Below are 20,269 nucleotides of genomic sequence, written 5' to 3' on the forward strand. Positions count from 1 at the left end.
GACAAACTATCGCATTTTAGCCGACTAATCAGCTATTGGTTTCATCTGTAGGATTGTCTTCAATTGATCGCCCGGTGGCGATCCTCACTTGGAGAATCCCAGATGAAACTGTTGCATATCGATTCGAGCATCCTTGGTGACAACTCGGCTTCCCGTCAGCTGAGCGAAAGCGTGGTCAAGGCCTGGAAAAACGCCGACGCCAGCGTTGAGGTGACCTACCGCGACCTGGCCACCGACGCCATCAGCCACTTCAGCTCCGCCACCCTGGTGGCCGCCGGCACCCCGGCCGAAGTGCGCAACGCCGCCCAGCAGCACGAAGCCGAGCTGAGCGCTTCGACCCTCGCCGAATTCCAGGCCGCCGATGCTGTAGTGATCGCCGCGCCTATGTACAACTTCACCATCCCGACCCAGCTCAAGGCCTGGATCGACCGCATCGCCGTTGCCGGCCAGACCTTCCGCTACACCGAAGCCGGCCCTGAAGGCCTGTGCGGTGGCAAGAAAGTCGTGGTGGTTTCCACTGCAGGCGGCCTGCATGCCGGCCAAGCCACTGGCGTGGCTCACGAGGACTACCTGAAGGTGCTGTTCGGCTTCCTCGGCATCACCGATATCGAATTCGTCCGCGCCCATGGCCTGGCTTATGGCGACGAAGTCCGCAACAAGGCTTTGAGCGACGCCCAGACGCAAATCAGCGAGCAACTTTTCGCTGCCGCGTAAGGCTTGTGTAAAAGTCGCTTACGCCCCAGGCAACGCCCTTTAAACTCTGTATTCTGATGCCCTCCAGGCAGCGGAATACGGAGTTTTTCGTGTTCGCGTTGTTTATTCTGGCGCGGGTTATGCAGCAGGTTATGCAGGGTGCGGGTTATGCAAATAGCGGGTCATGCGTTGGTTTGACCCGGCCCCGATAACCTCAGCTATCAGGCCAGCGAAACCCTGGCCAGTGAAGCAATGAATTGGCGTTTTCATCAGGTAGGGAAGGTGGTGCATCCATGATGCGTCTTTGGGCAATGTCACTGATCTGCCTGCTCGGCGGCCCGATTATCGTGCACGCCGCGCCCGCGCCCCATCCGCACTGGAGCGTGGGTTTCCACGAGATGAGCTTTCTCGACCCGCTGGACCAGCAGCCAATGCGGGCGATTGCCTTCTATCCCTCCACCGGCATCGAACACAGCAGCAAGGTTGAGGGTTATCAGATCGCCGCGTCCCGGGATTCGAAGGTCGCCATCGGCCGTTTTCCGCTATTGATGCTGTCCCACGGCAATACCGGCACGCCGCTGGCCCTGCACGACCTGGCCACCTCACTGGCGCGCAAGGGCTTCGTGGTGGTGGCGGTGATTCATCCGGGTGACAACTACAAGGATCACAGCCGGCTGGGCACCCTGAGCAATCTCTATGGCCGGCCGATCCAGATTTCCGAAGCCATCACCGCGACCCTGGCCGACCCGATGCTGTCGCCTTTCGTCAATGCCGGGCAGGTCGGGGTCATCGGTTACTCCGCCGGCGGCGAAACCGCGCTGATCCTGTCCGGGGCGACCCCCGATCTGGATCGCTTGCGCCGCTACTGCCAGGAGCGCCCCGACGATCACGATGCCTGCAATACCCAGGGTGAGCTGATCGTCGATCGCGACGACCTGCAACCGGTCGCCGATCCGCGGGTCCAGGCCTTGCTGCTGATGGCGCCGCTGAGCCTCAAGTTCGGGCGGCAGACCTTGTCCGGCGTACATGTGCCGGTGCTGCTGTACAGCGGCGACGTCGACAAGCTGGTGGCCTTGGACAAGAACGCCGCGGCCCTGGCCCGCAAGCTGCCGGTCGCGCCGGACTTCAAACTGTTGGCCGGCGCCGGGCACTTCGTGTTCATGGCGCCGTGCACCGAGGAGCAGTTGCTGAGCATGCCGGCTCTATGCACCGATGCCGATGGCGTCGACCGCGAGGATATCCACCGCAATCTGATTGCCGAGGCCGGCCGGTTCTTTGCCCAGGCCCTGGGCAAGCCGAGCCGGGCCGGGATGCAGACCGCGGATCAGTGATTCAGGCGTCGGCCCGGCGCATGAGCAGCAGGGTCAGGCCCAGGGCGCTGAGGGACAGCAGTGCCGCGCAGAAGAAAATCCACGAATAGCCCAGGTTCAACGCCACCGCGCCCATCAGCGGCCCGGCAATCGCCAGCGCCAGGTCGAAAAACACCGCATAGGCGCTCAGGCCGGCACCGCGACTGGTGCTGGGCACCTGCTTGATCGCTTCCACCCCCAGCGCTGGGTACACCAGTGACAGGCCGAAGCCGGCGAGCCCGGCGCCGATCATGGCGAACGCCGTCGAGGGCGCCAGCCACAGCAGGATCAGGCCCAGGGTCTCGATGCTCATACAGGCGATGGCCGCGCGATAGCCGCCAAAGCGGCTGATGCTGGAGATGAACAGCAGGCGCGAGAGGATGAAGCAGACGCCGAATACCGTCAGGCAATAGGCCGCGCCGGTCCAGCCGCGGCTGAGGTAGAACAGGGTAATAAAGGTGGTCAGGGTGCCGTAGCCGATGGACGCCAGGCTCAGGCCGGCGCCGTAAGGGGCGATACGGCCAAACACCGCGCGAAATGACAGGCGCTCGCCGCGGATCACCGGCACCGACGGCTTGTTGCGGATCAGCAGCAGGGCCAGGGCCGCCAGCACCGACAGGGCCAGCCCCAGGCTTTCGAAACCATAGTCGGCGACCATCACCACCCCCAGCGGCGCGCCGATGGCAATCGCGCCATAGGAGGCGATGCCGTTCCAGGAAATCGAGCGTGCGGTGTGTTCGGCGCCGACCTGGCCCATGCACCAGCTGATGGTGCCCACGCCGATCAGGCCCTGGGCCACCCCCAGCAGCAAACGTCCCAGCAGCAGGATGCCCAGGCTGAGCAGCGGCAATGCCTGCAACAGGGTGGACGCCAGGGTCAGCAGCCCACTGAGGAAAATCCCCGCCAGACCGTAGACGATCGCCTGTTTGGTGCCGAGGTTGTCCGACAGGCGCCCGGCCATGGGCCGGCTGAGGAGGGTAGCCAGGTACTGCGCGCCGATGGTCAGCCCGGCCACCACCGCGCTGAAGCCCAGCTCGCCATGGACGTAACCGGGCAATACCGCGATCGGCAGGCCGATGCAGAGAAACGCGATAAAGGTATAGAAGACGATGGAGACGATCTGCAGGGTGATCGCCATGGAGCTGGGCACGGGCTTTTGTTGCGCAGACATGAGGGCTCGTTCGCGGGCGGGCGGTTGGAGAACTGCATCATGGCGCGGGCTGGAAATAAAAGGAAGCAGGCTAACGATTTCTTTATGGCCTGCTATTTATAGGGCTTGGGAGGACGCCATCGCGGGCAAGCCTCGCTCCTACAGGAGGGCGCATTCAATCTGTAGGAGCGAGGCTTGCCCGCGATGGGGCCGATACATTCAATATCGATATGGCCTGCAGGACTGCTATCGCGAGCAAGCTCGCTCCTACAAAAAGCGGTTTGCGCCGCTGCAGGAACAGTCGGTCAACGCTCGATTGATCGTGAGGCTTTTATCGCCGCACAAAAAAGCCCCGTCACCAGGACGGGGCTTTCAGACCGGCAACCAACTGGCGTTCCTTAGAACACCACGCCCTGGCTGCGCAGGTAGTCGTCATAGGTGCCGCTGAAGTCGGTCACGCCGTTCGGGCTCAGCTCGATGATGCGAGTGGCCAGGGACGATACGAACTCACGGTCGTGGCTGACGAAGATCAGGGTGCCCGGGTAGTTTTCCAGCGCCAGGTTCAGCGCCTCGATGGATTCCATGTCCAGGTGGTTGGTCGGTTCGTCCATCACCAGTACGTTGGGCTTTTGCAGGATCAGCTTGCCGAACAGCATGCGACCTTGCTCACCACCGGAGATGACCTTGACCGACTTGAGGATCTCGTCGTTGGAGAACAGCATGCGGCCCAGGGTGCCACGGATGATCTGCTCGCCTTGAGTCCATTGGCCCATCCAGTCGAACAGGCTGACGTCGTCTTCGAAGTCATGGGCGTGGTCCTGGGCGTAGTAGCCCAGCTCCGCGCTTTCGGTCCACTTCACCGAACCGGCATCCGGGGTCAGCTCGCCCATCAGGGTGCGCAGCAGGGTGGTCTTGCCGATGCCGTTCGGGCCGATGATCGCTACGCGTTCGCCGGCTTCGACGGTGAAGCTGAAGTTCTTGAACAGGGTCTTGCCGTCGAAGCCCTTGGACATCTGCTCGATGGTCACGGCCTGGCGGTGCAGCTTCTTGGTCTGTTCGAAGCGGATGAACGGGCTGACGCGGCTCGATGGCTTGACCTCGGCCAGCTGGATCTTGTCGATCTGCTTGGCGCGGGAGGTGGCCTGCTTGGCTTTCGAGGCGTTGGCCGAGAAGCGGCTGACGAAGGTCTGCAGCTCGGCGATCTGGGCTTTCTTCTTGGCGTTGTCCGACAGCAGTTGCTCGCGGGACTGGGTCGCCGCGGTCATGTACTCGTCGTAGTTGCCCGGGAACAGGCGTAGCTCACCGTAGTCCAGGTCGGCCATGTGGGTGCAGACGCTGTTGAGGAAGTGACGGTCGTGGGAAATGATGATCATGGTGCTGTTACGCGCCGTCAGAATCGTTTCCAGCCAGCGGATGGTGTTGATGTCCAGGTGGTTGGTCGGTTCGTCGAGCAGCAGCACTTCCGGATCGGAGAACAGCGCCTGGGCCAGCAAGACCCGCAGCTTCCAGCCCGGAGCCACTTCGGTCATCGGGCCGAAATGCTGTTCCAGGGGAATGCCCAGGCCCAGCAGTAGTTCACCGGCGCGGGATTCGGCGGTGTAGCCGTCCATCTCGGCGAAGTCGGTTTCCAGCTCGGCCACGGCCATGCCGTCTTCTTCGCTCATTTCCGGCAGCGAGTAGATGCGATCGCGCTCGGCCTTGACCTTCCACAGCTCTTCGTGACCCATGATCACGGTGTCGATCACGGTGAATTCTTCGTAGGCGAACTGGTCCTGGCGCAGTTTACCCAGGCGAACGTTCGGCTCCAGCATGACCTGGCCGCCGGACGGCTCGAGGTCGCCGCCGAGGATCTTCATGAATGTCGACTTGCCGCAACCGTTGGCGCCGATCAGGCCATAGCGGTTGCCGCCGTTGAACTTGACCGAAACGTTCTCGAATAGCGGCTTGGCGCCGAACTGCATCGTGATGTTAGCTGTGGAGATCAATTACTTACCTATCAGTGATTTAGAGCTGACATGAAACGGCTGACACCGATTGGAAAACCCTGTCTGGAGTCTCTCCAGGGCAGGACCGGGTCGGGGTTGAGCTGAGCCAGCGGGCATACGTCGACAGCAGCTTTGAGGCCATGGGCCAAGCTGCCGAGCAAGAAATGCGGGAGTTCATGTTGGAATTTGGCGCGCATTGTCGCATATGTGCGCCGGCAGTTGTATGACAGTGGCCCACGGATTTTTCATCCAGGCCGGTAAGCCTCAGCCGTTGCAAAAATCGCCGCTGCGGATTTGTCCCGGGCAATGCGACTTAGGTCGGGGCACAGCGGGCGGACACATTTTCACAAATCGGAGTTAACCTTTGGTTACAAACTGTGGCTAAAATGCCGACCAGTTGCCACATGCCATCATTGGCATGGGCTCAGGGACGTGCCTTCAGGACCTCTTATCGCTTTCGGACGCTGCACATGACCCCTCGGCCCAGGTGGCCCAAATGGGGGCGCAGTATGTTCTCTTCTGACATGTGACGATTTCCGTGAAACTCATCATTGCCGCTGTTTACGTTCTATCCATCGCGTATGTGCACCTGCGTGGTCGCGTGCGCCATAAACTGGGCCGCCAGCTGAGTGATCACTCGACCTTCCTGGCTCCCATCAACTGCTTCCTTTATCTGTTCTCGAAGATCCCCAACCGCCCGTTTCTCGATCCGGCCGACTTTCCCGACCTGAGCCCGTTGCAGGCCCACTGGGAAGAAATCCGCGCCGAGGGCCAGAGCCTGCTCAAGGCCGGGGAGATCAAGCGTTCGGAGCAGTACGACGACGTTGGCTTCAACTCGTTCTTCAAGACCGGCTGGAAGCGCTTCTACCTGAAGTGGTACGGCGACAGCCATCCTTCGGCGATGAAGCTGTGCCCGCGGACCACCGAGCTGGTGCAGAGCATCGGCTCGATCAAGGCGGCGATGTTCGCCGAACTGCCGCCGGGCTCGAAGCTGGTGCGCCATCGCGACCCTTATGCCGGTTCCTACCGTTACCACCTGGGCCTGGAAACGCCCAACAGCGCCGGTTGCTATATCAATGTCGACGGTGAGAAGTATCACTGGCGCGACGGCGAAGCGGTGATGTTCGACGAGACCTACATCCACTACGCGGAAAACACCACCGAGCAGAATCGCATCATCCTGTTCTGTGACGTCGAGCGGCCGATGAAGTACCGCTGGGCCGCCGCTTTCAACCGCTGGTTCAGCCGCACCGTGATGGCCGCCGCCGGCGCACCGAACGATGCCGGCGACCGCACCGGGGGCCTGAACCGCGCCTTCACCAAGCTGTACAAGATCCGCCTGCGCGGTAAAGAGCTGAAAAAGCGCAACCGCAAGCTTTATTACCTGGAAAAGTGGGCGATCTTCGCTGCGCTGTTGCTGCTGTTCATCTTCATCTGATTCGCCGGACGGCGAATCGCTGATCGCGGGCAAGCCTTGCTCCTACAGAGCCCATGTAGGAACGAAGCTTGTCCGCAATCACTTCCTCAAGGCTTTTCCACTCCCAACTGCTGCCACATCTTCGCGGTGATCCGCTGCCGATGGGCGTAGCCGTGCCACGGATCCCTCCGTAACTCCTTCAGGCGCTGCCCAAGGTTCGCCACATTCCACTGCTGGGCATGCCGGACATCGCCCAGTTCATCCCGCGCAATAGGTACCGAGACCGGCAGCCCCGGGCGCGCCCGCACCGAGTAGGCCACCACGGTACTGGCGCCGCGGGTGTTGCGCAGGTAATCGACGAAGATCTTGCCGACCCGGTTTTTCGGGCCCATGGTCGCGGTGATGCGTTCCGGCAACTGCTGCGCCATGAACTGCGCGATGGCCTTGGCGAAGCCCTTGACCCTGTCCCAGTCGTCCTTGCGCGCCAACGGCACGATCAGGTGCATGCCTTTGCCGCCGCTGGTTTTCAGGAAGGCCTGCAAGCCCAGCTCATCGAGCACCGAAAGGGTCAGTTGGGTGGCTTCCAGCATGCTTTTCCAGGGCAGGGCCGGGTCCGGGTCGAGGTCGAGCACGAACAGGTCCGGGGTTTCGATCCGGTCGTGGGTGGCGCCCCAGGTGTGCAGCTCGATGGTGCCCATCTGCACCGCGCCGATCAGCGCCGAAGTGCTGTCGATTTCCATCAGCCGTGCATGGCCGGGGTCCAGCGCCGGATCCAGGTGGCGGATATGGGGGATGGCCAGGTGCTCGGCATGTTTCTGGAAAAACTGTTCGCCTTCCACCCCTTCAGGCGCCCGCAGCAACGACACCGGCCGGCCGCGCAGGTGAGACAGGATCTGCTCGGCGATGCTGGCGTAGAACTGCGCCAGTTGCAGCTTGGTGGTGCCGGACTGCTGGTCGATGATCCGTTCCGGGTGGGTGATCCTGACCCCGGCGACGCTGTGGGCGGCCGATTTATCCGAATGGGCGGCCGTATGCCGGCTGCGGGTTTCGACGGCCTTGGAGGTCTGCGGCTGTTCGCGGACGATTTCCCTGGCCGGCTTATCGCTGCGCAGGGCGATGAAGGCCGCTTGGCGCACCACCTGCTCGCGGGTCCACTCGGCGAACTCGACTTCAGCCACCAGTTGCGGTTCGATCCAGTGCACGCCACGGGTCTGGGCCGCGGTGAAAGGCTTGGATAGGGGCGATGAATCCCGTTCAAGTTCCTGCATCCGCTCATGCAGCTGCTTCAAGGTCTGCTGGTCGAAGCCGGTGCCGACCCGGCCGGCATACAGCAGCCCGTCAGCGTCGTTGACCCCCAGCAGCAGGGCGCCAAAACCGCTGCGCGAACCTTGCGGCTTGGTATAGCCGAGCACCACGAACTCCTGACGCAGCCGACATTTGAGCTTGATCCAGTCGGCGCTACGGCGCGACACATAGGGGCTGCCGGCCCGCTTGCCGATCACCCCCTCGAGGGACAGGGCACAGGCGCTTTCGAGGATGTCTTGGTGATGGGCGGCAAAGGCTTCGGAAAAGCGCAGGACCTTGCTCGACTTGCGCCCGAGCGCCTCCTTGAGGGCCTGACGCCGTTCTTCCACGGGCGTTTCGCGCAAGTCTTCGCCCTGCAGAAAGGGCGCGTCGAACAGGTAATAGATGATGTCCAGGCTGCGGCCGATATCGAAGGCGTTCTGCAGCGCCTGGAAGTCCGGCAGGCCTTGATCATTGAGCACCACCACTTCGCCGTCCAGCCAGCTGCCCTTGAGCTTCAGGGCGGCCAGGGCCTTGGCTTGCAGGGGCAGGCGGCTGGTCCAGTCGTGACCGTTGCGGGTCAGCAGGCGCACTTCGTCGTCCTGGATCCGCGCCAGGATCCGGTAGCCGTCGAACTTGATCTCGTAGCGCCAGTCGCCGCTGGGCGCCTTGTCCACCAGGGTCGCCAGTTGCGGTGCCAGGCTTTGCGGCAGGGCGACGGCCTTTTTCCCTGGCGGTTTCTTCGCGTTTTTTTTCGCGACCTGGGGTTTGGCGCGCTTGTTGTCGCCCAGCGTGGCACCGCTGAGCACGCTCCTGGGCAGGGCCTGGACCACGTCGTACTCGGCGCTCGGCCGCGCCTGGGCATCCTGCTCCTTGATCAGCAGCCACTGTTCCTTGTCGCCGCTGCCGCGCATATGGGTGCGCACCAGGGCCCAGTCGCCGCCGAGCTTTTCGCCGATCAGGGTGAACTTGAGCTTGCCGGCCCGGTAGCTGGCCTCGGGGTCGCCATGGGGTTGCCAGACGCCATGGTCCCAGACGATCACGTCGCCGGCGCCGTATTGCCCGGCAGGGATGCTGCCTTCGAAATCGCCATAACTCAGTGGGTGGTCCTCGACATGCACCGCCAGGCGTTTTTGTGTGGGGTCCAGGCTCGGGCCCTTGGGCACCGCCCAACTTTTCAGGCTGCCGCCCAGTTCCAGGCGAAAGTCGTAGTGCAGGTTGCGCGCAGCGTGCTTCTGGATCACGAAACGCAGGGCGGAGGTGGACTTGACGGAGGGTTTGTCCGTCGCCGGCTCCGAGGTGATCGCGAAGTTGCGCTTGCGCTGGTATTCACTCAAGGATTTGGCCATGACCCACTACCTTGCCTTGCGAGCCGCGCCGTTCAGGCACGGGATCGCTTCGTGGTTTTCTTGGTCGCAGCGGCCTTGCCGGGCTTGTCCGGGCTGGCGGGCGGCTTGCTCCTGGACTTGCCGCCCAGGCTGCGCTTGAGCATCTCGGTGAGGTCGATGACATCGGCGCTCCTGCGTTGCGCTTCGCCGGCGCCGCTTTCCACGTCCTCGATCTTGCCGGCCCGGGCCTTTTTCTCCACCAGGGCCATGATCTTCTCGGTGAAGCTGTCGTGGTAATCCTCCGGCTGCCAATCGGCGCTCATGTCCGCCACCAGGCGCTTGGCCATGTCCCGTTCGCCCTTGGTCAGCTCCGGCTGGGTCACCTCCGGCCCCAGGCTCAGTTCGTCGAGGCTGCGCACATCGGCCGGCCAGCGCAGCATCACCAGCACCAGCGCCGACTCCAGCGGCATCAGCGCCGCCAGATGCTGGCGGGTGTGCAGCACCACCAGGGCCAGGGCGACTTTCGAGGTGCTCTGCAGGGTTTCGCGCAGCAGCGCATAGACCTTGCCGCCACGCTTGTCCGGGGCCAGGAAGTAGGGGGTGTCGATGTTCTGCAGCGGGATCTGCTGGCTGTCGACGAAGGCGAAGATGTCGATGGTCTGGGTCGACAGTGGGTGGGCCGAGCGGATCTCGTCCTCGCTGAGCAGCACATAGCGGCCTTTTTCGTACGCCACGCCTTTGACGATATGTTCCTTGCCGACTTCCTTGCCGGTGACCTTGTTGATCCGCTTGTAACCCACCGGGTCCATGGTGCGCTGGTCCAGCCAGTCGAAGTCGACGCCCTGGGAGGAGGTCGCCGAGACCAGCGCCACCGGAATATGAACGAGGCCAAAACTGATCGCGCCTTTCCAGATTGCCCGTGCCATGAGCCTGTCCCCGTATTGACTGTGGAGTCGTCATGTAGCGACTGGTTTTCAGGTGACCCGTGGCGTGGCGCGAAAGTTTCCCCGGGCTGCCGGCCTGCAGGGGCGAGCCGATAACTCGTGTTACATGTCTGACGGATTATTTAATTAACAAGGCCGAACCTGCGACGTAGCCTGGACTCGAATGCGATAACTCGTCGCCATCCAGGAGGGTCGCCATGAACAACCTGCTTCGCGGTCTTGCCGTGTTCACCCTGATGAGCGGGGCCAGCATCGCGGCGTTCGCCGCACCCCAGGCGTCCTCGGACAGCACCGCCATGCTGCTGGCGCAGAACCTGCCTGGCAGCAGCAACAACAATCCCTACAACAGCCCGATACGCCGGGCCAACCCCAATAGCATGCAGGGCACCCAGCCCAGTGCTCCGGCTGTTCGTGGGGTTAACCCAGTACCGGTGCAACGCCCTCCGACCCTGGAGAATGGTGGCATCGGCAACGGTTACCCGCGCACCATCACCCAGCCGCGGATCATCGATCCGACACCCGTGACCCCACCCCGTAACCAACAGCAGCGATAAACGCTGACCGCCCGAGGCCGATGCAGGCCCCGGGCGGAAACCTTTTTATCGACAGAAGGAATCGTGCATGTTGCGTAAAACCCTCTTGGCGACAGTCTGCGCCAGCCTTGTTCTGAGCAGCGCGCTACCCGCGGTGGCCGCCACCCAACAGTTCCAGAGCGAGCAGGGCCCGCTGAGCCTGACCCCGGTGGTCGAGGGCCTGGACCACCCCTGGGCCCTGGCGTTCCTGCCGGACCGCCAGGGCATCCTGGTGACCGAACGCCCCGGCAACCTGCGGCTGGTTGGTGCTGACGGCAAGCTCTCGGCGCCCCTGGGCGGCGTGCCGCAGGTCTGGGCTAAGGGCCAGGGTGGGTTGCTGGATGTGGTGTTGTCGCCGGACTTCAAGCAGGACCGCCTGGTCTATCTGTCCTACGCCGAAGGTGGCGGTGAGGGCGGCACGGCGGGGACGGCGGTAGGGCGTGGGCGGCTGTCCGAGGATCTGAAGACACTCAAGGACTTCCAGGTGATCTTCCGCCAGGCGCCCAAGCTCTCCACCGGCAACCATTTCGGCTCGCGCCTGGTGTTCGACCGCGACGGCTACCTGTTCATCACCCTGGGAGAAAACAACGAGCGCCCGACCGCCCAGGACCTGGACAAGCTGCAGGGCAAGATCGTGCGCCTGTATCCGGACGGCCGGGTCCCGGAGGACAACCCCTTTGTCGGCCAGCCGGGCGTGCGCCCGGAAATCTGGTCCTACGGCCACCGCAACCCCCAGGGCGCGGCGCTCAACCCCTGGAGCGGCACCCTGTGGGATAACGAGCATGGGCCCAAGGGCGGCGACGAAATCAACCTGATCGAACGTGGCAAGAACTACGGCTGGCCCCTGGCGACCCACGGCATCAACTACTCAGGCGCACCGATTCCCGAAGCCCAGGGCAAGACCGCCCCAGGCACCGTGGGGCCGCGGCATGTCTGGGAGAAGTCCCCCGGCATCAGCGGCATGGCCTTCTATGACGGCGACCGCTTCAAGGCCTGGCAACACAACCTGTTTATCGGCGCCCTGGCTTCTCAGGAACTGATCCGCCTGCAATTCGACGGTGACAAGGTGGGCCACGAGGAGCGCCTGCTGGGCGAGCTCAAAGAGCGCATCCGCGACGTGCGCCAGGGCCCGGACGGGTATCTGTATGTGCTGACCGACGAGGACAAGGGCAGGTTGTATAAGGTCGGCCTGGAATAACCCTTTCGTCTGTAGGAGCGAAGCTTGCTCGCGATAGCCGCGAAGCGGCGATTCATCCTGTCAACACGGGTTATCGTCGAGGATTTTTTCGCGAGCAAGCTTCGCTCCTACAGGGCGGCGGGGGCAGGGTAGAGGATCACCGCCGCCTGCAGCTTGCCGCTGCCGAAACGGCACATCTTGGCGAACTCGCCGTGGCTCACCGGCAGGTGCTGGCAATCCATCGGCTGGCGGTGCTGGCTGTGGTCGACATCGGGATCGTGCAGGTAGACGAACTCTTCGTCGCAGTCGGTGACTATCACCCAATGCGGGGCCTTGGAGCGGGTCAGGCGGTAGCTGCTGATCAGCACCAAGGGCTGGCCGCCGTCGGCCAGCAGCCTTGGCAGGTCCAGCGGCCCACCCAGCACCTGCAAGACGTCGCTGCTATCCAGCTCTGCGCAGAACTCCTCGTGCACCAGGCGCATGACGTCTTTTTTATGCTCGTCGCGCACCCCGCCAAGAAACAGCGGCCCGCGGGTATTGACCTGCAGCCTGACCCTGAAGCCCCGGCGCCACGCGGCCAATGCCAGCCCCTGAGGGCTGCAGCCGCCATGGCCGGAGGTCATGAACACGGTGGTCGCCTCGCGCCACAGCTGCAGTTCTTCGCGCCGCTCCAGGGCCCGTCCGGGTTGCAGCGCGCCCATGGCCATCAGCAGGCAGGCCGGGCCGCAGGTGAAATCGGTGGTCTGCTGGTAGTAGGGCACGCTGATACTGCGGGTTTCGCGATGCTGCAGGATGCGCTTTTCCAGGCGCAGGGCATCGGTGTGGTCTTCGTAGTAGTCGTGCAGCACGGCGAAGCGCCGGTAACCGCTGCGCTCGTACAGGGCGATGGCCGTCGGGTTGTCGGTGCGCACCTCCAGCCGCAGGTAGGCGCAGTCATGCTCCCGCGCGCAGGCCTCGATCCGCTCCAGCAGGCGCTTGCCCAGGCCCAGCCCGCGGGCCTCGACCGCGGTGGCTATGGAGTACAGGCGGGCCAGGGACGTACCGCGATGGAACAGCACCAGGGCGTACCCCAGCAGCTGGTCCGCCTGCTCGGCGACGATCAGGCGCGCATGGGCGCGGCTGATCATCCACTGGAAGCTGCGCGCGGTGAGGCGATCGGTGGTGAAACACTGCTGTTCCAGTCGCACTAAAGCGGGCAAATCCTCAGGTGTGGCAATGCGAAAGACAAGATCCATATAACCGCCGTAAAAGTTGCGTAACGAAACGAGACTTTCAGAAAAGTTCGTGCTTAATAGAAAAGGTCTTGTTCTTAAGCGGATCAAACATTATGTCAGCGGTACAAGGTCATTGGCGTGGAGTATCCGAGCAAAGTCTGCCGGCGACAATAACTCCGGTTAATTATTTTTCAACGGTGAGTGAAACTTCCAGTCAGTTGGTGATTATTGTCGAGCGCAAGGAAGATTGGGCTTCCTACTTCCCCAGCGAAGACATCCTCAGCGCCCAGGAGTACCTGGAACAGACCCGTGAAACCCAGCCCGGCAAGCGGGTCCAGGTGATCAACCTGTGCCGCAGCTACAAGTACCTGGGCCACGGTTACTATTGCTCGCTGCTGGCCGAGGCGCGGGGGCACAAGGTGATTCCCTCGGTGCGCACCATCAGCGAACTGACCCGCAAATCGCTCTACGGGCTGGCCCTGGACGACCTGGATAAAACCCTGGAAAAGGCCCTGAGCAATCATCTTTACAGCGATACCGAAGGTTTTACCCTGACCCTCTACTTCGGCAAGACCCATATCGAACCTTTGCAGGAGTTGGCGCGCCAGTTATTCGAAGTTTTTCCCTGTCCGATATTGTTGGTGGACTTCAAGCGAACTAACGGCTGGCATATCGAAGGCGTGAAGGCCGGTGCCTTACATAAGTTGCGTGAAGACCAGGAAGATCAATTCGCCCACTCCCTGGACAGTTTCAGCCGCAAGATCTGGCGCGTGCCACGTTCGAAAAGACTGGCCCGGTATGACCTGGCGATCCTGCATGACCCGCAGGAAGCCTTGCCGCCTTCCAACGCCCGGGCGCTGGAGCATTTTGTCCGGGTCGGCAAGGGCCTGGGCATCGACGTCGAGCTGATCGAGAAGAAGGATTACCCGCGGATCGCCGAGTACGACGGCTTGCTGATCCGCGAGACCACCAGCGTCGACAACCACACCTACCGCTTCGCCAAGAAGGCCGAAAGCGAAGGCCTGGTGGTGATGGACGACCCCACCTCGATCCTGCGCTGCACCAACAAGGTCTACCTGACCGATCTGCTGAAAAGCCATCAACTGGGCATGCCCGCCACCGAGATTCTCTACAAGGAACGACCGGAAGATTTCGAGCGGGTCGGCGAACGCCTGGGCTTCCCGCTGGTGCTGAAGATTCCCGACGGCTGTTTCTCCCGCGGGGTGATCAAGGTCGAGAGCCAGCAGGCGCTGCTGGAGGCCACCGCGGAGCTGTTCGAGCATTCGGTGTTGCTGCTGGCCCAGGAGTTTTTCTACACCGAGTACGACTGGCGGATCGGCGTGCTCAACCGCAAGCCGATCTTCGCCTGCCAGTACTTCATGTCCAAGGGCCATTGGCAGATCTACAACCACAAGGCCAAGGGCCAGGACATCAACGGTGAGTGCCGCACCCTGGCGATCCACGAGGCACCGCGAGCGGTGGTGGAACTGGCGGTTAAGACCGCCAACCTGATTGGCGACGGCCTGTACGGCGTGGACCTGAAACAGTCCGGCGACAAGGTGGTGGTGATCGAAGTCAACGACAACCCCAACCTGGACGCCGGCATCGAAGATGCCTACCTGCGCGACGACCTGTATTCCCTGGTGCTCGAGGAGTTCGTCCGCCGCCTGGAGCTCAAGCGCCGCGGACAGGCCTGGTGAACGGCCGATGATCCAGAGCTATCAGCTGAGCCAGGGCCGCCTGCTGGCGGTGGAGCGCCTGGACGCCGAGGTGATGCTGTTCAGCAACCCCGACCTCGCCGAACGCGACCTGCTGCACACCGGCTTCAAGCTCGACGAACACGCCCTGGCCTCGGCTCTGGACCCGGACGAGGTGTCGCGCATCGAGTTTCACCCGGACAACCTGTTCCTGATCTGGAAACGCCCGGAAAACTACTCCGGCGGCGGCAGCCTGTCGTTCGAGGTGTCGTCCTGCGGCCTGCTGTTTTCCCCGCAACGGCTGCTGGTGATCGCCCATGATGACAGCCAGCTCAGCGGCCTGGGCGCGCGCCAGGCCTTGAATAGCCCCCTGGATGTGCTGCTGGACCTGCTGTCCAACAACATCCATCACTACCTGGGTCACCTCAAGGTGATCAAGATGGTCGCCCGGGAGTTGCAGCAGCAGTTCAACGACTCGATGGAAAACCGCCACCTGATCCAGATGTTCAACCTCAGCGAAAGCCTGATCTATTACATCAATGCCATTCACAGCAACGGCGCGGTGCTGACCCGGTTGCGCAACCACGCCGAGAAGGAACATTTCAGCGCCGAGGCCATCGGCCTGATCGACGACCTGATCATCGAGAACAACCAGTGCTACAAGCAGGCGGAGATCTATTCGACGGTGTTTTCCGGGCTGATCGACGCCCGCGGCAACCTGATGAACAACAACATGAACAGCCTGCTGCGCAAACTGACGTTGATCAACGTGGTGTTCCTGCCGCTGAACCTGATCGCCAGCATCGGCGGCATGTCGGAATTCAGCATGATGACCGCCGGCACCCCCTGGTGGATTGCCTACCCCTTGTTTCTCGTGGCGATGCTGCTGGCGGCAGGGGGGATGGTGCTGGGGCTCAGGCGCCTGGCCGGGGGCAGCGGCAAGTGCGCCTGAGCTTTCAGGCCGGTTGCAGGGTCAGCACTTCATAGCCGTCGCGGGTCACCGCCACCGTGTGTTCCCACTGCGCCGACAGGCGGTTGTCGCGGGTGACCACGGTCCAGCCGTCTTTCAGGCCGCGCACCCGGGCGCTGCCCTGGTTGATCATCGGCTCGATGGTGAACACCATGCCTTCGCGCAGCTCCAGGCCGGTGCCGGGGCGACCGAAATGCAGGATCTGCGGTTCTTCGTGCATCTGCCGGCCGATGCCGTGGCCGCAATATTCGCGCACCACGCTGTAGCCCTGGGTTTCTGCGTGTTTCTGGATGGCATGGCCGATATCGCCAAGACGCGCGCCGGGGCGGACCAGCTTGATGCCTTGCCACATCGCCTCGAAGGTGGTGCTGACCAGATGCTGGGCCTTGGGGCTGACGTTGCCGACCAGGTACATCTTGCTGGAGTCGGCGATAAAGCCGTTCTTTTCCAGGGTGATGTCGATGTTGATGATGTCGCCGTCCTTGAGGATGGCCTGCTCATGGGGCATGCCATGGCACACCACTTCGTTGATCGAGGTGTTGATCGAGTAGGGGTAGCCGTACTGGCCCTTGCTCGCCGGGCGGGCGCCCAGGTCGTGGCGGATGAAGCGCTCCACCGCGGTGTCCAGTTCCATGGTGGAAAGGCCGGGCGCGACCAGGTCGTCGAGAAAGGTGAACACCGTCGCCAGCAGGCGCCCGGACTCACGCATCAGGGCCAGTTGTTGCGGGGTCTTGATCAGGGCCTGGGTCATTCGCTGCGCCCCCGGATCAGGTCGCTCTTGTTCAGCAGCAGCTTGTTGATCAGGTCGTTGTAGGCCAGGTGCGGATTGAGCTCGGCCAAGAGGCCGATCTTGATCCAGAACTCGGCCTGGGCGTTGATGGAGCGATCCATGGCGTCGCTGGCGACGCGGATCTGTTCATGCAGCTGATCTGAAATCTTGACGATGCCCACGGGGTTTCTGTCCTGGTAAATATACGAAGCATATACGTTTCATATATTCGCGGGCAAACCCAGATCGCTCGACCGGGCTCAAGCCTGCTGGCGGGCAGGGCGGGTGGTTCTCCGTTCACGAAAGCCGCGAACCACCAGATACAACAGCGGACCGATGGAGACGAACACTGCCGTCAGCAGCAGATAAGGCAGCACCGACAATGCGGACTGGCCACGGGAGCGAGCGTCCCGGTACATCCAGATGCCGGCCAGGGTCGCCAGCAGGTACAGGTCGATCACCACCTGCGCGGTGTCGGGGCGGGACATCAGGCCGAGGCCAAACTCGAGCAGCGATTGTTCCGCCTGCAGCATCACCGCGAAGGTGTAGCCGGCAAAGGCGATCAGGGTAATCAACGGCAATTCGACAGACTTCATGTTTCCTTCCTTGGTGGCTGAATGAGGGCTGAGAAGCGAGCCGCGAGAGTAGCGCAGGCAGCGGCCACCTCAAAGAATTGGCCATTGACTTGCCAGCAGCGCGCCGGTTAATTTCCTGGCCATGACTTTTTCCGCATTGCGTTCCCAGCCAAGCATTATTACCGCCATTCTTGATTGGCGGGTTTGCTGACGACTGCACCCAACCCGCCCTAGAGGCGGGTTTTTTCTTTCTGTCTCCGGGGCCTTCAACACAGCCAGGAGAGCCGTATGAACCATCCCGCCGAGCCAGACACGCAACTGGACCTGCTTGAGCACTACGTGAAGAAGATTCTCGCGGCGCCGGTCTATGACCTGGCGGTGCGTACGCCGTTGCAGCCGGCGCCGGCCTTGTCGGCGGCGCTGGGCAACCAGGTGCTGCTCAAGCGCGAGGACCTGCAACCGACCTTTTCCTTCAAGATCCGCGGTGCCTACAACAAGCTGGTGCAGCTCAGTGACGAGCAGAAGCGTCGTGGAGTGATTACCGCATCCGCCGGCAATCACGCTCAGGGTGTGGCATTGGCGGCGCGGGAACTGGGAATCAAGGCGACCATCGTCATGCCTTCCACCACGCCGCAGCTGAAAGTGCAGGGTGTCAGCAGTCGTGGCGCCGAGGCGGTGCTGCACGGCGAGAGTTTTCCCTTTGCCCTGGCCCATGCCCTGCAGCTGGCCGAGCGCAGCGGCCAGACCTTCGTCTCGCCCTTCGATGACCCGGACGTGATCGCCGGGCAGGGCACGGTGGGCATGGAGATCCTGCGTCAGCACCCCGGGCGCCTGGACGCGATCTTCGTCCCGGTGGGCGGAGGCGGATTGATCGCCGGCATCGCCGCCTACGTGAAATACCTGCGCCCTGAGGTGCGCATCGTCGGCGTCGAGTCCGAGCACTCCAACTGCCTGCAGCAGGCGTTGCAGGTCGGGGAAAGGGTGGTGCTGCCCAGTGTCGGCACCTTCGCCGACGGGGTTGCCGTGGCGCAGGTCGGTGCTCATTGTTTCGAGCTGTGTCGCCTGCTGGTCGACGAGGTGATCAGGGTCAGCAACGACGAACTCTGCTGCGCGATGAAGGACATCTACGACGACACCCGTTCCATCACCGAGCCGTCGGGGGCGCTGGCGGTGGCCGGGATCAAGCAGTACGTGGCCCGCAGCGGGGTGCAGGGCGAAACCCTGGTGGCCATCGATTCCGGGGCCAATATCAACTTCGATCGCCTGGGGCTGGTGGCCGAGCGCGCGGCCTTGGGAGCTGGTGCGTTGGCGTGAGGCTAACGGGTGTCATGTAGCTGCTGGCGAAGCCTGCGCACGAGCGCGAAGTGCTCGCCAGCCGACCCCCCGATGCACCGCGTTGCCTGGCCTGGCGGCTACTGCGTAGCCGATCGCAGCCTGCGGCAGCGGCTACATCACTTGCGATGCAGCCGCCGGGGTGTGGATTATTCCGCGCGGGCCTTCTCGACCTTATCCGAGGCGGACCACAGGCGGTAGCGCACTTCGATGTCCTTGGGGGTGTAGATCACGATCGGCAGCTTGCTGTTGTAGCGCAGCACGAAGCCTTCGCCGACCACCGGCACGAACGCCTGCTTGCTGGTGCCCTCGGGGCAGGCCATCAGGGTGCTCATCGGGCCGCTGACCTTGTCCAGGCGATAGTAGGGGTAACCCCAGCCATCAAGGTTCTTCTCTTCCAGGGTACCGCCCAGGCGCTGACGGTTGCAGTCGACGGTCAGGGTCTTGCCGGCCAGCACCTCGACCTTGAACTCCTCTTCCTTGGCCTGCTTGGGCAGATGGATCACCTGGCGCACAAAACCGTCTTCAGCCTTGGGGTAGGGCGCCACGTCTTCGAGTTTGGCCGCATGGCTCAGGGTGGAAATACCGCTCAACAGCACAGCGATGGCGGTGGAAACAGGAAAAAAGCGCATAAGGCCTCCTTGCAGGTTGATCGACGGCTCTCTCCATTCAGAGGGAGCCGCTTGCTTGAAACGCCGGGCAGTTTGACTGGGTAACGCCCGGTCACGCAAACCGTGGGCCGCTTCGCTGCCGCAACGGGCATGACGTATTCCTTCAAGACCCAGGGATAAGTCAATGATTTATCAAGCATGACAACGGGCGGGAGGACGGCATGTATATGCTCCATCCTCTATCGGCGAGAGGCAGCTATCGGATCCCCAGGAGGTCCTCCAGTCGGGCGAAAGTTCCAGGGCTGAGGGTGAAAAAAGCCTCACTGCTCAGAGCAAAATAGAATTTAGTAGAAGTGCAAATACGGCCTAGTCTAGGAATTGGCTTTCTCTTCCAGGGAGGTTTAGTCATGCCGTACGCCGTATTTCGGGGGTGGAATCCCGAGACGATATTCTTGCCATCATTGAATGGCCACTGCACCAACGGAGAGATCTGCCATGTTCTTATCTGCCTTGGAACTGCGCAATATCATTGAATGCAGCTTCCTGCCCAAACGCTGCGAGTGCACCCTGAGCCCCGACCTGCACATGACCGTGAAAGTCTATGGCGACCATGAAACCGACCGCGTGGACCTGGTGGTCACCGGTATCGATGCGGCGAGCCTCAACGGCTGCCGGGAAATCAACGACCTGATCGCCGAACTGCGCTACGACCTGGCCAATCATCCGGGCAGCCAGCCCATCACCCTGAAGTCCAGGGTTCATTGATCGGCGGCTTTGCCAATGCCTGCGGTGCCTGCCTGGCCTGGATAGATCCTGGGCCAGGCGCAAACTTGACCCTCACCGCGAATAAAATCCCTACCTGATTATCGCCGAGCTGCCTGCAACCTGGCGCGGGGTAGAGCAGGGCAGTCCTCAGTTCTGATAACTGCAGGCGTCCGACAGCTTGCGGTAGCTGATGGCCTCCAACTTGCCCGCCTTGTCGATAAAGGTCATGTCCGCGGTGATCACCTTGCACTCCGGCGTCGCAGGCTCGGTCATCGACACCACCTTGGCCACATTCAGCGGCATGCCATAGTGATAAGGCACCGGCTGCACCTGGACCGTGTCCGCCTGAGCCACACCCACAGCCCCGACAAAAGCCAAGGCCCCGACCAGCAAAATACGCATGTTCATGAGAATTTCTCCGATAAGCCCGACACAAA

Annotated in this window: 18 protein-coding genes and 1 pseudogene; 9 read left to right on the top strand and 10 right to left on the bottom strand. The window is 62.4% G+C overall.

The annotated features are described in order from the left end of the window. Positions 1-102 precede the first annotated feature (102 nt). Positions 103-714: an FMN-dependent NADH-azoreductase gene (locus tag J4D52_RS08550; protein WP_063430584.1), complete on the top strand. Its 612-nt coding sequence runs from the start codon at positions 103-105 to the stop codon at positions 712-714. Positions 715-986: 272 nt separating this feature from the next. Beyond that, positions 987-2,024 (top strand): dienelactone hydrolase, encoded by a 1,038-nt coding sequence (locus J4D52_RS08555; RefSeq protein ID WP_025809025.1) that lies wholly within the window; start codon positions 987-989, stop codon positions 2,022-2,024. Between the two features lies 1 nt (position 2,025). Here J4D52_RS08555 and J4D52_RS08560 read toward each other — a convergent pair whose 3' ends face one another. Together J4D52_RS08560 and J4D52_RS08565 are read right to left on the bottom strand one after the other, a co-directional pair. Continuing rightward, positions 2,026-3,213, bottom strand: a complete 1,188-nt coding sequence (locus tag J4D52_RS08560; protein ID WP_063430586.1) for an MFS transporter — start codon at positions 3,211-3,213, stop codon at positions 2,026-2,028. 377 nt (positions 3,214-3,590) lie between these two features. Further along, positions 3,591-5,177: an ABC-F family ATPase gene (locus tag J4D52_RS08565; RefSeq protein ID WP_009043780.1), complete on the bottom strand. Its 1,587-nt coding sequence runs from the start codon at positions 5,175-5,177 to the stop codon at positions 3,591-3,593. Positions 5,178-5,715: 538 nt separating this feature from the next. Between J4D52_RS08565 and lpxO the strand changes: the two genes are divergently transcribed. Then, positions 5,716-6,615, top strand: coding sequence for a lipid A hydroxylase LpxO (gene lpxO, locus J4D52_RS08570; protein WP_063430588.1), 900 nt, complete (start codon positions 5,716-5,718; stop codon positions 6,613-6,615). A gap of 86 nt (positions 6,616-6,701) precedes the next feature. Here lpxO and ligD read toward each other — a convergent pair whose 3' ends face one another. Together ligD and J4D52_RS08580 are read right to left on the bottom strand one after the other, a co-directional pair. Then, on the bottom strand, positions 6,702-9,227 hold the full coding sequence (ligD, locus tag J4D52_RS08575) for a DNA ligase D (protein ID WP_102677812.1): 2,526 nt from the start codon (positions 9,225-9,227) through the stop codon (positions 6,702-6,704). A 32-nt stretch (positions 9,228-9,259) separates the two neighbouring features. Beyond that, the gene (locus J4D52_RS08580) at positions 9,260-10,132 is read right to left on the bottom strand and encodes a Ku protein (protein WP_063430592.1); all 873 of its coding nucleotides are present in this window, start codon (positions 10,130-10,132) and stop codon (positions 9,260-9,262) included. A 215-nt stretch (positions 10,133-10,347) separates the two neighbouring features. On the opposite strand from J4D52_RS08580, the gene J4D52_RS08585 reads away from it, so the two are divergent. After that, a complete protein-coding gene (locus tag J4D52_RS08585) occupies positions 10,348-10,704 on the top strand; it encodes a hypothetical protein (RefSeq protein WP_063430594.1) in 357 nt (118 codons plus the stop codon). 67 nt (positions 10,705-10,771) lie between these two features. Continuing rightward, positions 10,772-11,920, top strand: a complete 1,149-nt coding sequence (locus J4D52_RS08590) for a PQQ-dependent sugar dehydrogenase (protein ID WP_063430596.1) — start codon at positions 10,772-10,774, stop codon at positions 11,918-11,920. A gap of 107 nt (positions 11,921-12,027) precedes the next feature. Here the strand turns inward: J4D52_RS08590 and J4D52_RS08595 are convergent, their stop codons facing one another. Further along, positions 12,028-13,134: a GNAT family N-acetyltransferase/peptidase C39 family protein gene (locus J4D52_RS08595; protein WP_063430598.1), complete on the bottom strand. Its 1,107-nt coding sequence runs from the start codon at positions 13,132-13,134 to the stop codon at positions 12,028-12,030. Positions 13,135-13,226: 92 nt separating this feature from the next. Between J4D52_RS08595 and J4D52_RS08600 the strand changes: the two genes are divergently transcribed. Together J4D52_RS08600 and J4D52_RS08605 are read left to right on the top strand one after the other, a co-directional pair. Next, a complete protein-coding gene (locus tag J4D52_RS08600; RefSeq protein WP_063430600.1) occupies positions 13,227-14,813 on the top strand; it encodes a RimK family protein in 1,587 nt (528 codons plus the stop codon). 7 nt (positions 14,814-14,820) lie between these two features. After that, entirely contained in the window at positions 14,821-15,762 is a 942-nt protein-coding gene (locus J4D52_RS08605; RefSeq protein WP_102677813.1) for a magnesium transporter CorA family protein, read from the top strand. 4 nt (positions 15,763-15,766) lie between these two features. Here J4D52_RS08605 and map read toward each other — a convergent pair whose 3' ends face one another. The 3 genes from map to J4D52_RS08620 all read right to left on the bottom strand — a co-directional run bounded on the left by map (position 15,767) and on the right by J4D52_RS08620 (position 17,145). Then, the gene (gene map, locus J4D52_RS08610) at positions 15,767-16,531 is read right to left on the bottom strand and encodes a type I methionyl aminopeptidase (protein WP_063430604.1); all 765 of its coding nucleotides are present in this window, start codon (positions 16,529-16,531) and stop codon (positions 15,767-15,769) included. After that, positions 16,528-16,731, bottom strand: coding sequence for a ParD-like family protein (locus J4D52_RS08615; protein ID WP_009048910.1), 204 nt, complete (start codon positions 16,729-16,731; stop codon positions 16,528-16,530). Before J4D52_RS08615 ends, map begins: the two co-directional genes overlap by 4 nt. Positions 16,732-16,809: 78 nt before the next feature. Then, positions 16,810-17,145: a DUF2834 domain-containing protein gene (locus J4D52_RS08620; protein WP_102677814.1), complete on the bottom strand. Its 336-nt coding sequence runs from the start codon at positions 17,143-17,145 to the stop codon at positions 16,810-16,812. A gap of 267 nt (positions 17,146-17,412) precedes the next feature. On the opposite strand from J4D52_RS08620, the pseudogene ilvA reads away from it, so the two are divergent. Beyond that, positions 17,413-18,420 (top strand): annotated as a pseudogene (ilvA, locus tag J4D52_RS08625) (threonine ammonia-lyase, biosynthetic); the annotation flags it as partial. 185 nt (positions 18,421-18,605) lie between these two features. Here the strand turns inward: ilvA and eco are convergent. Then, positions 18,606-19,088: a serine protease inhibitor ecotin gene (eco, locus tag J4D52_RS08630; RefSeq protein WP_102677816.1), complete on the bottom strand. Its 483-nt coding sequence runs from the start codon at positions 19,086-19,088 to the stop codon at positions 18,606-18,608. Between the two features lie 474 nt (positions 19,089-19,562). On the opposite strand from eco, the gene J4D52_RS08635 reads away from it, so the two are divergent. After that, entirely contained in the window at positions 19,563-19,832 is a 270-nt protein-coding gene (locus tag J4D52_RS08635) for a DUF1652 domain-containing protein (protein ID WP_096374174.1), read from the top strand. Positions 19,833-19,979: 147 nt separating this feature from the next. Here the strand turns inward: J4D52_RS08635 and J4D52_RS08640 are convergent, their stop codons facing one another. Beyond that, the gene (locus J4D52_RS08640; RefSeq protein ID WP_102677817.1) at positions 19,980-20,240 is read right to left on the bottom strand and encodes a DUF2790 domain-containing protein; all 261 of its coding nucleotides are present in this window, start codon (positions 20,238-20,240) and stop codon (positions 19,980-19,982) included. Positions 20,241-20,269 lie beyond the last annotated feature (29 nt).

This window comes from Pseudomonas sp. GW460-12-10-14-TSB1 (assembly GCF_017349775.1).
GTDB lineage: Bacteria > Pseudomonadota > Gammaproteobacteria > Pseudomonadales > Pseudomonadaceae > Aquipseudomonas > Aquipseudomonas piscium.

Coding starts and splice junctions, on each gene's coding strand:
- J4D52_RS08550 (WP_063430584.1), top strand. CDS start 103: ATGAAACTGTTGCATATCGATTCGAGCATCCTTGGTGACAACTCGGCT.
- J4D52_RS08640 (WP_102677817.1), bottom strand. CDS start 20,240: ATGAACATGCGTATTTTGCTGGTCGGGGCCTTGGCTTTTGTCGGGGCT.
- J4D52_RS08560 (WP_063430586.1), bottom strand. CDS start 3,213: ATGTCTGCGCAACAAAAGCCCGTGCCCAGCTCCATGGCGATCACCCTG.
- J4D52_RS08585 (WP_063430594.1), top strand. CDS start 10,348: ATGAACAACCTGCTTCGCGGTCTTGCCGTGTTCACCCTGATGAGCGGG.
- J4D52_RS08600 (WP_063430600.1), top strand. CDS start 13,227: ATGTCAGCGGTACAAGGTCATTGGCGTGGAGTATCCGAGCAAAGTCTG.
- J4D52_RS08635 (WP_096374174.1), top strand. CDS start 19,563: ATGTTCTTATCTGCCTTGGAACTGCGCAATATCATTGAATGCAGCTTC.
- J4D52_RS08580 (WP_063430592.1), bottom strand. CDS start 10,132: ATGGCACGGGCAATCTGGAAAGGCGCGATCAGTTTTGGCCTCGTTCAT.
- J4D52_RS08590 (WP_063430596.1), top strand. CDS start 10,772: ATGTTGCGTAAAACCCTCTTGGCGACAGTCTGCGCCAGCCTTGTTCTG.
- J4D52_RS08555 (WP_025809025.1), top strand. CDS start 987: ATGATGCGTCTTTGGGCAATGTCACTGATCTGCCTGCTCGGCGGCCCG.
- eco (WP_102677816.1), bottom strand. CDS start 19,088: ATGCGCTTTTTTCCTGTTTCCACCGCCATCGCTGTGCTGTTGAGCGGT.
- ligD (WP_102677812.1), bottom strand. CDS start 9,227: ATGGCCAAATCCTTGAGTGAATACCAGCGCAAGCGCAACTTCGCGATC.
- J4D52_RS08620 (WP_102677814.1), bottom strand. CDS start 17,145: ATGAAGTCTGTCGAATTGCCGTTGATTACCCTGATCGCCTTTGCCGGC.
- J4D52_RS08595 (WP_063430598.1), bottom strand. CDS start 13,134: ATGGATCTTGTCTTTCGCATTGCCACACCTGAGGATTTGCCCGCTTTA.
- J4D52_RS08605 (WP_102677813.1), top strand. CDS start 14,821: ATGATCCAGAGCTATCAGCTGAGCCAGGGCCGCCTGCTGGCGGTGGAG.
- map (WP_063430604.1), bottom strand. CDS start 16,531: ATGACCCAGGCCCTGATCAAGACCCCGCAACAACTGGCCCTGATGCGT.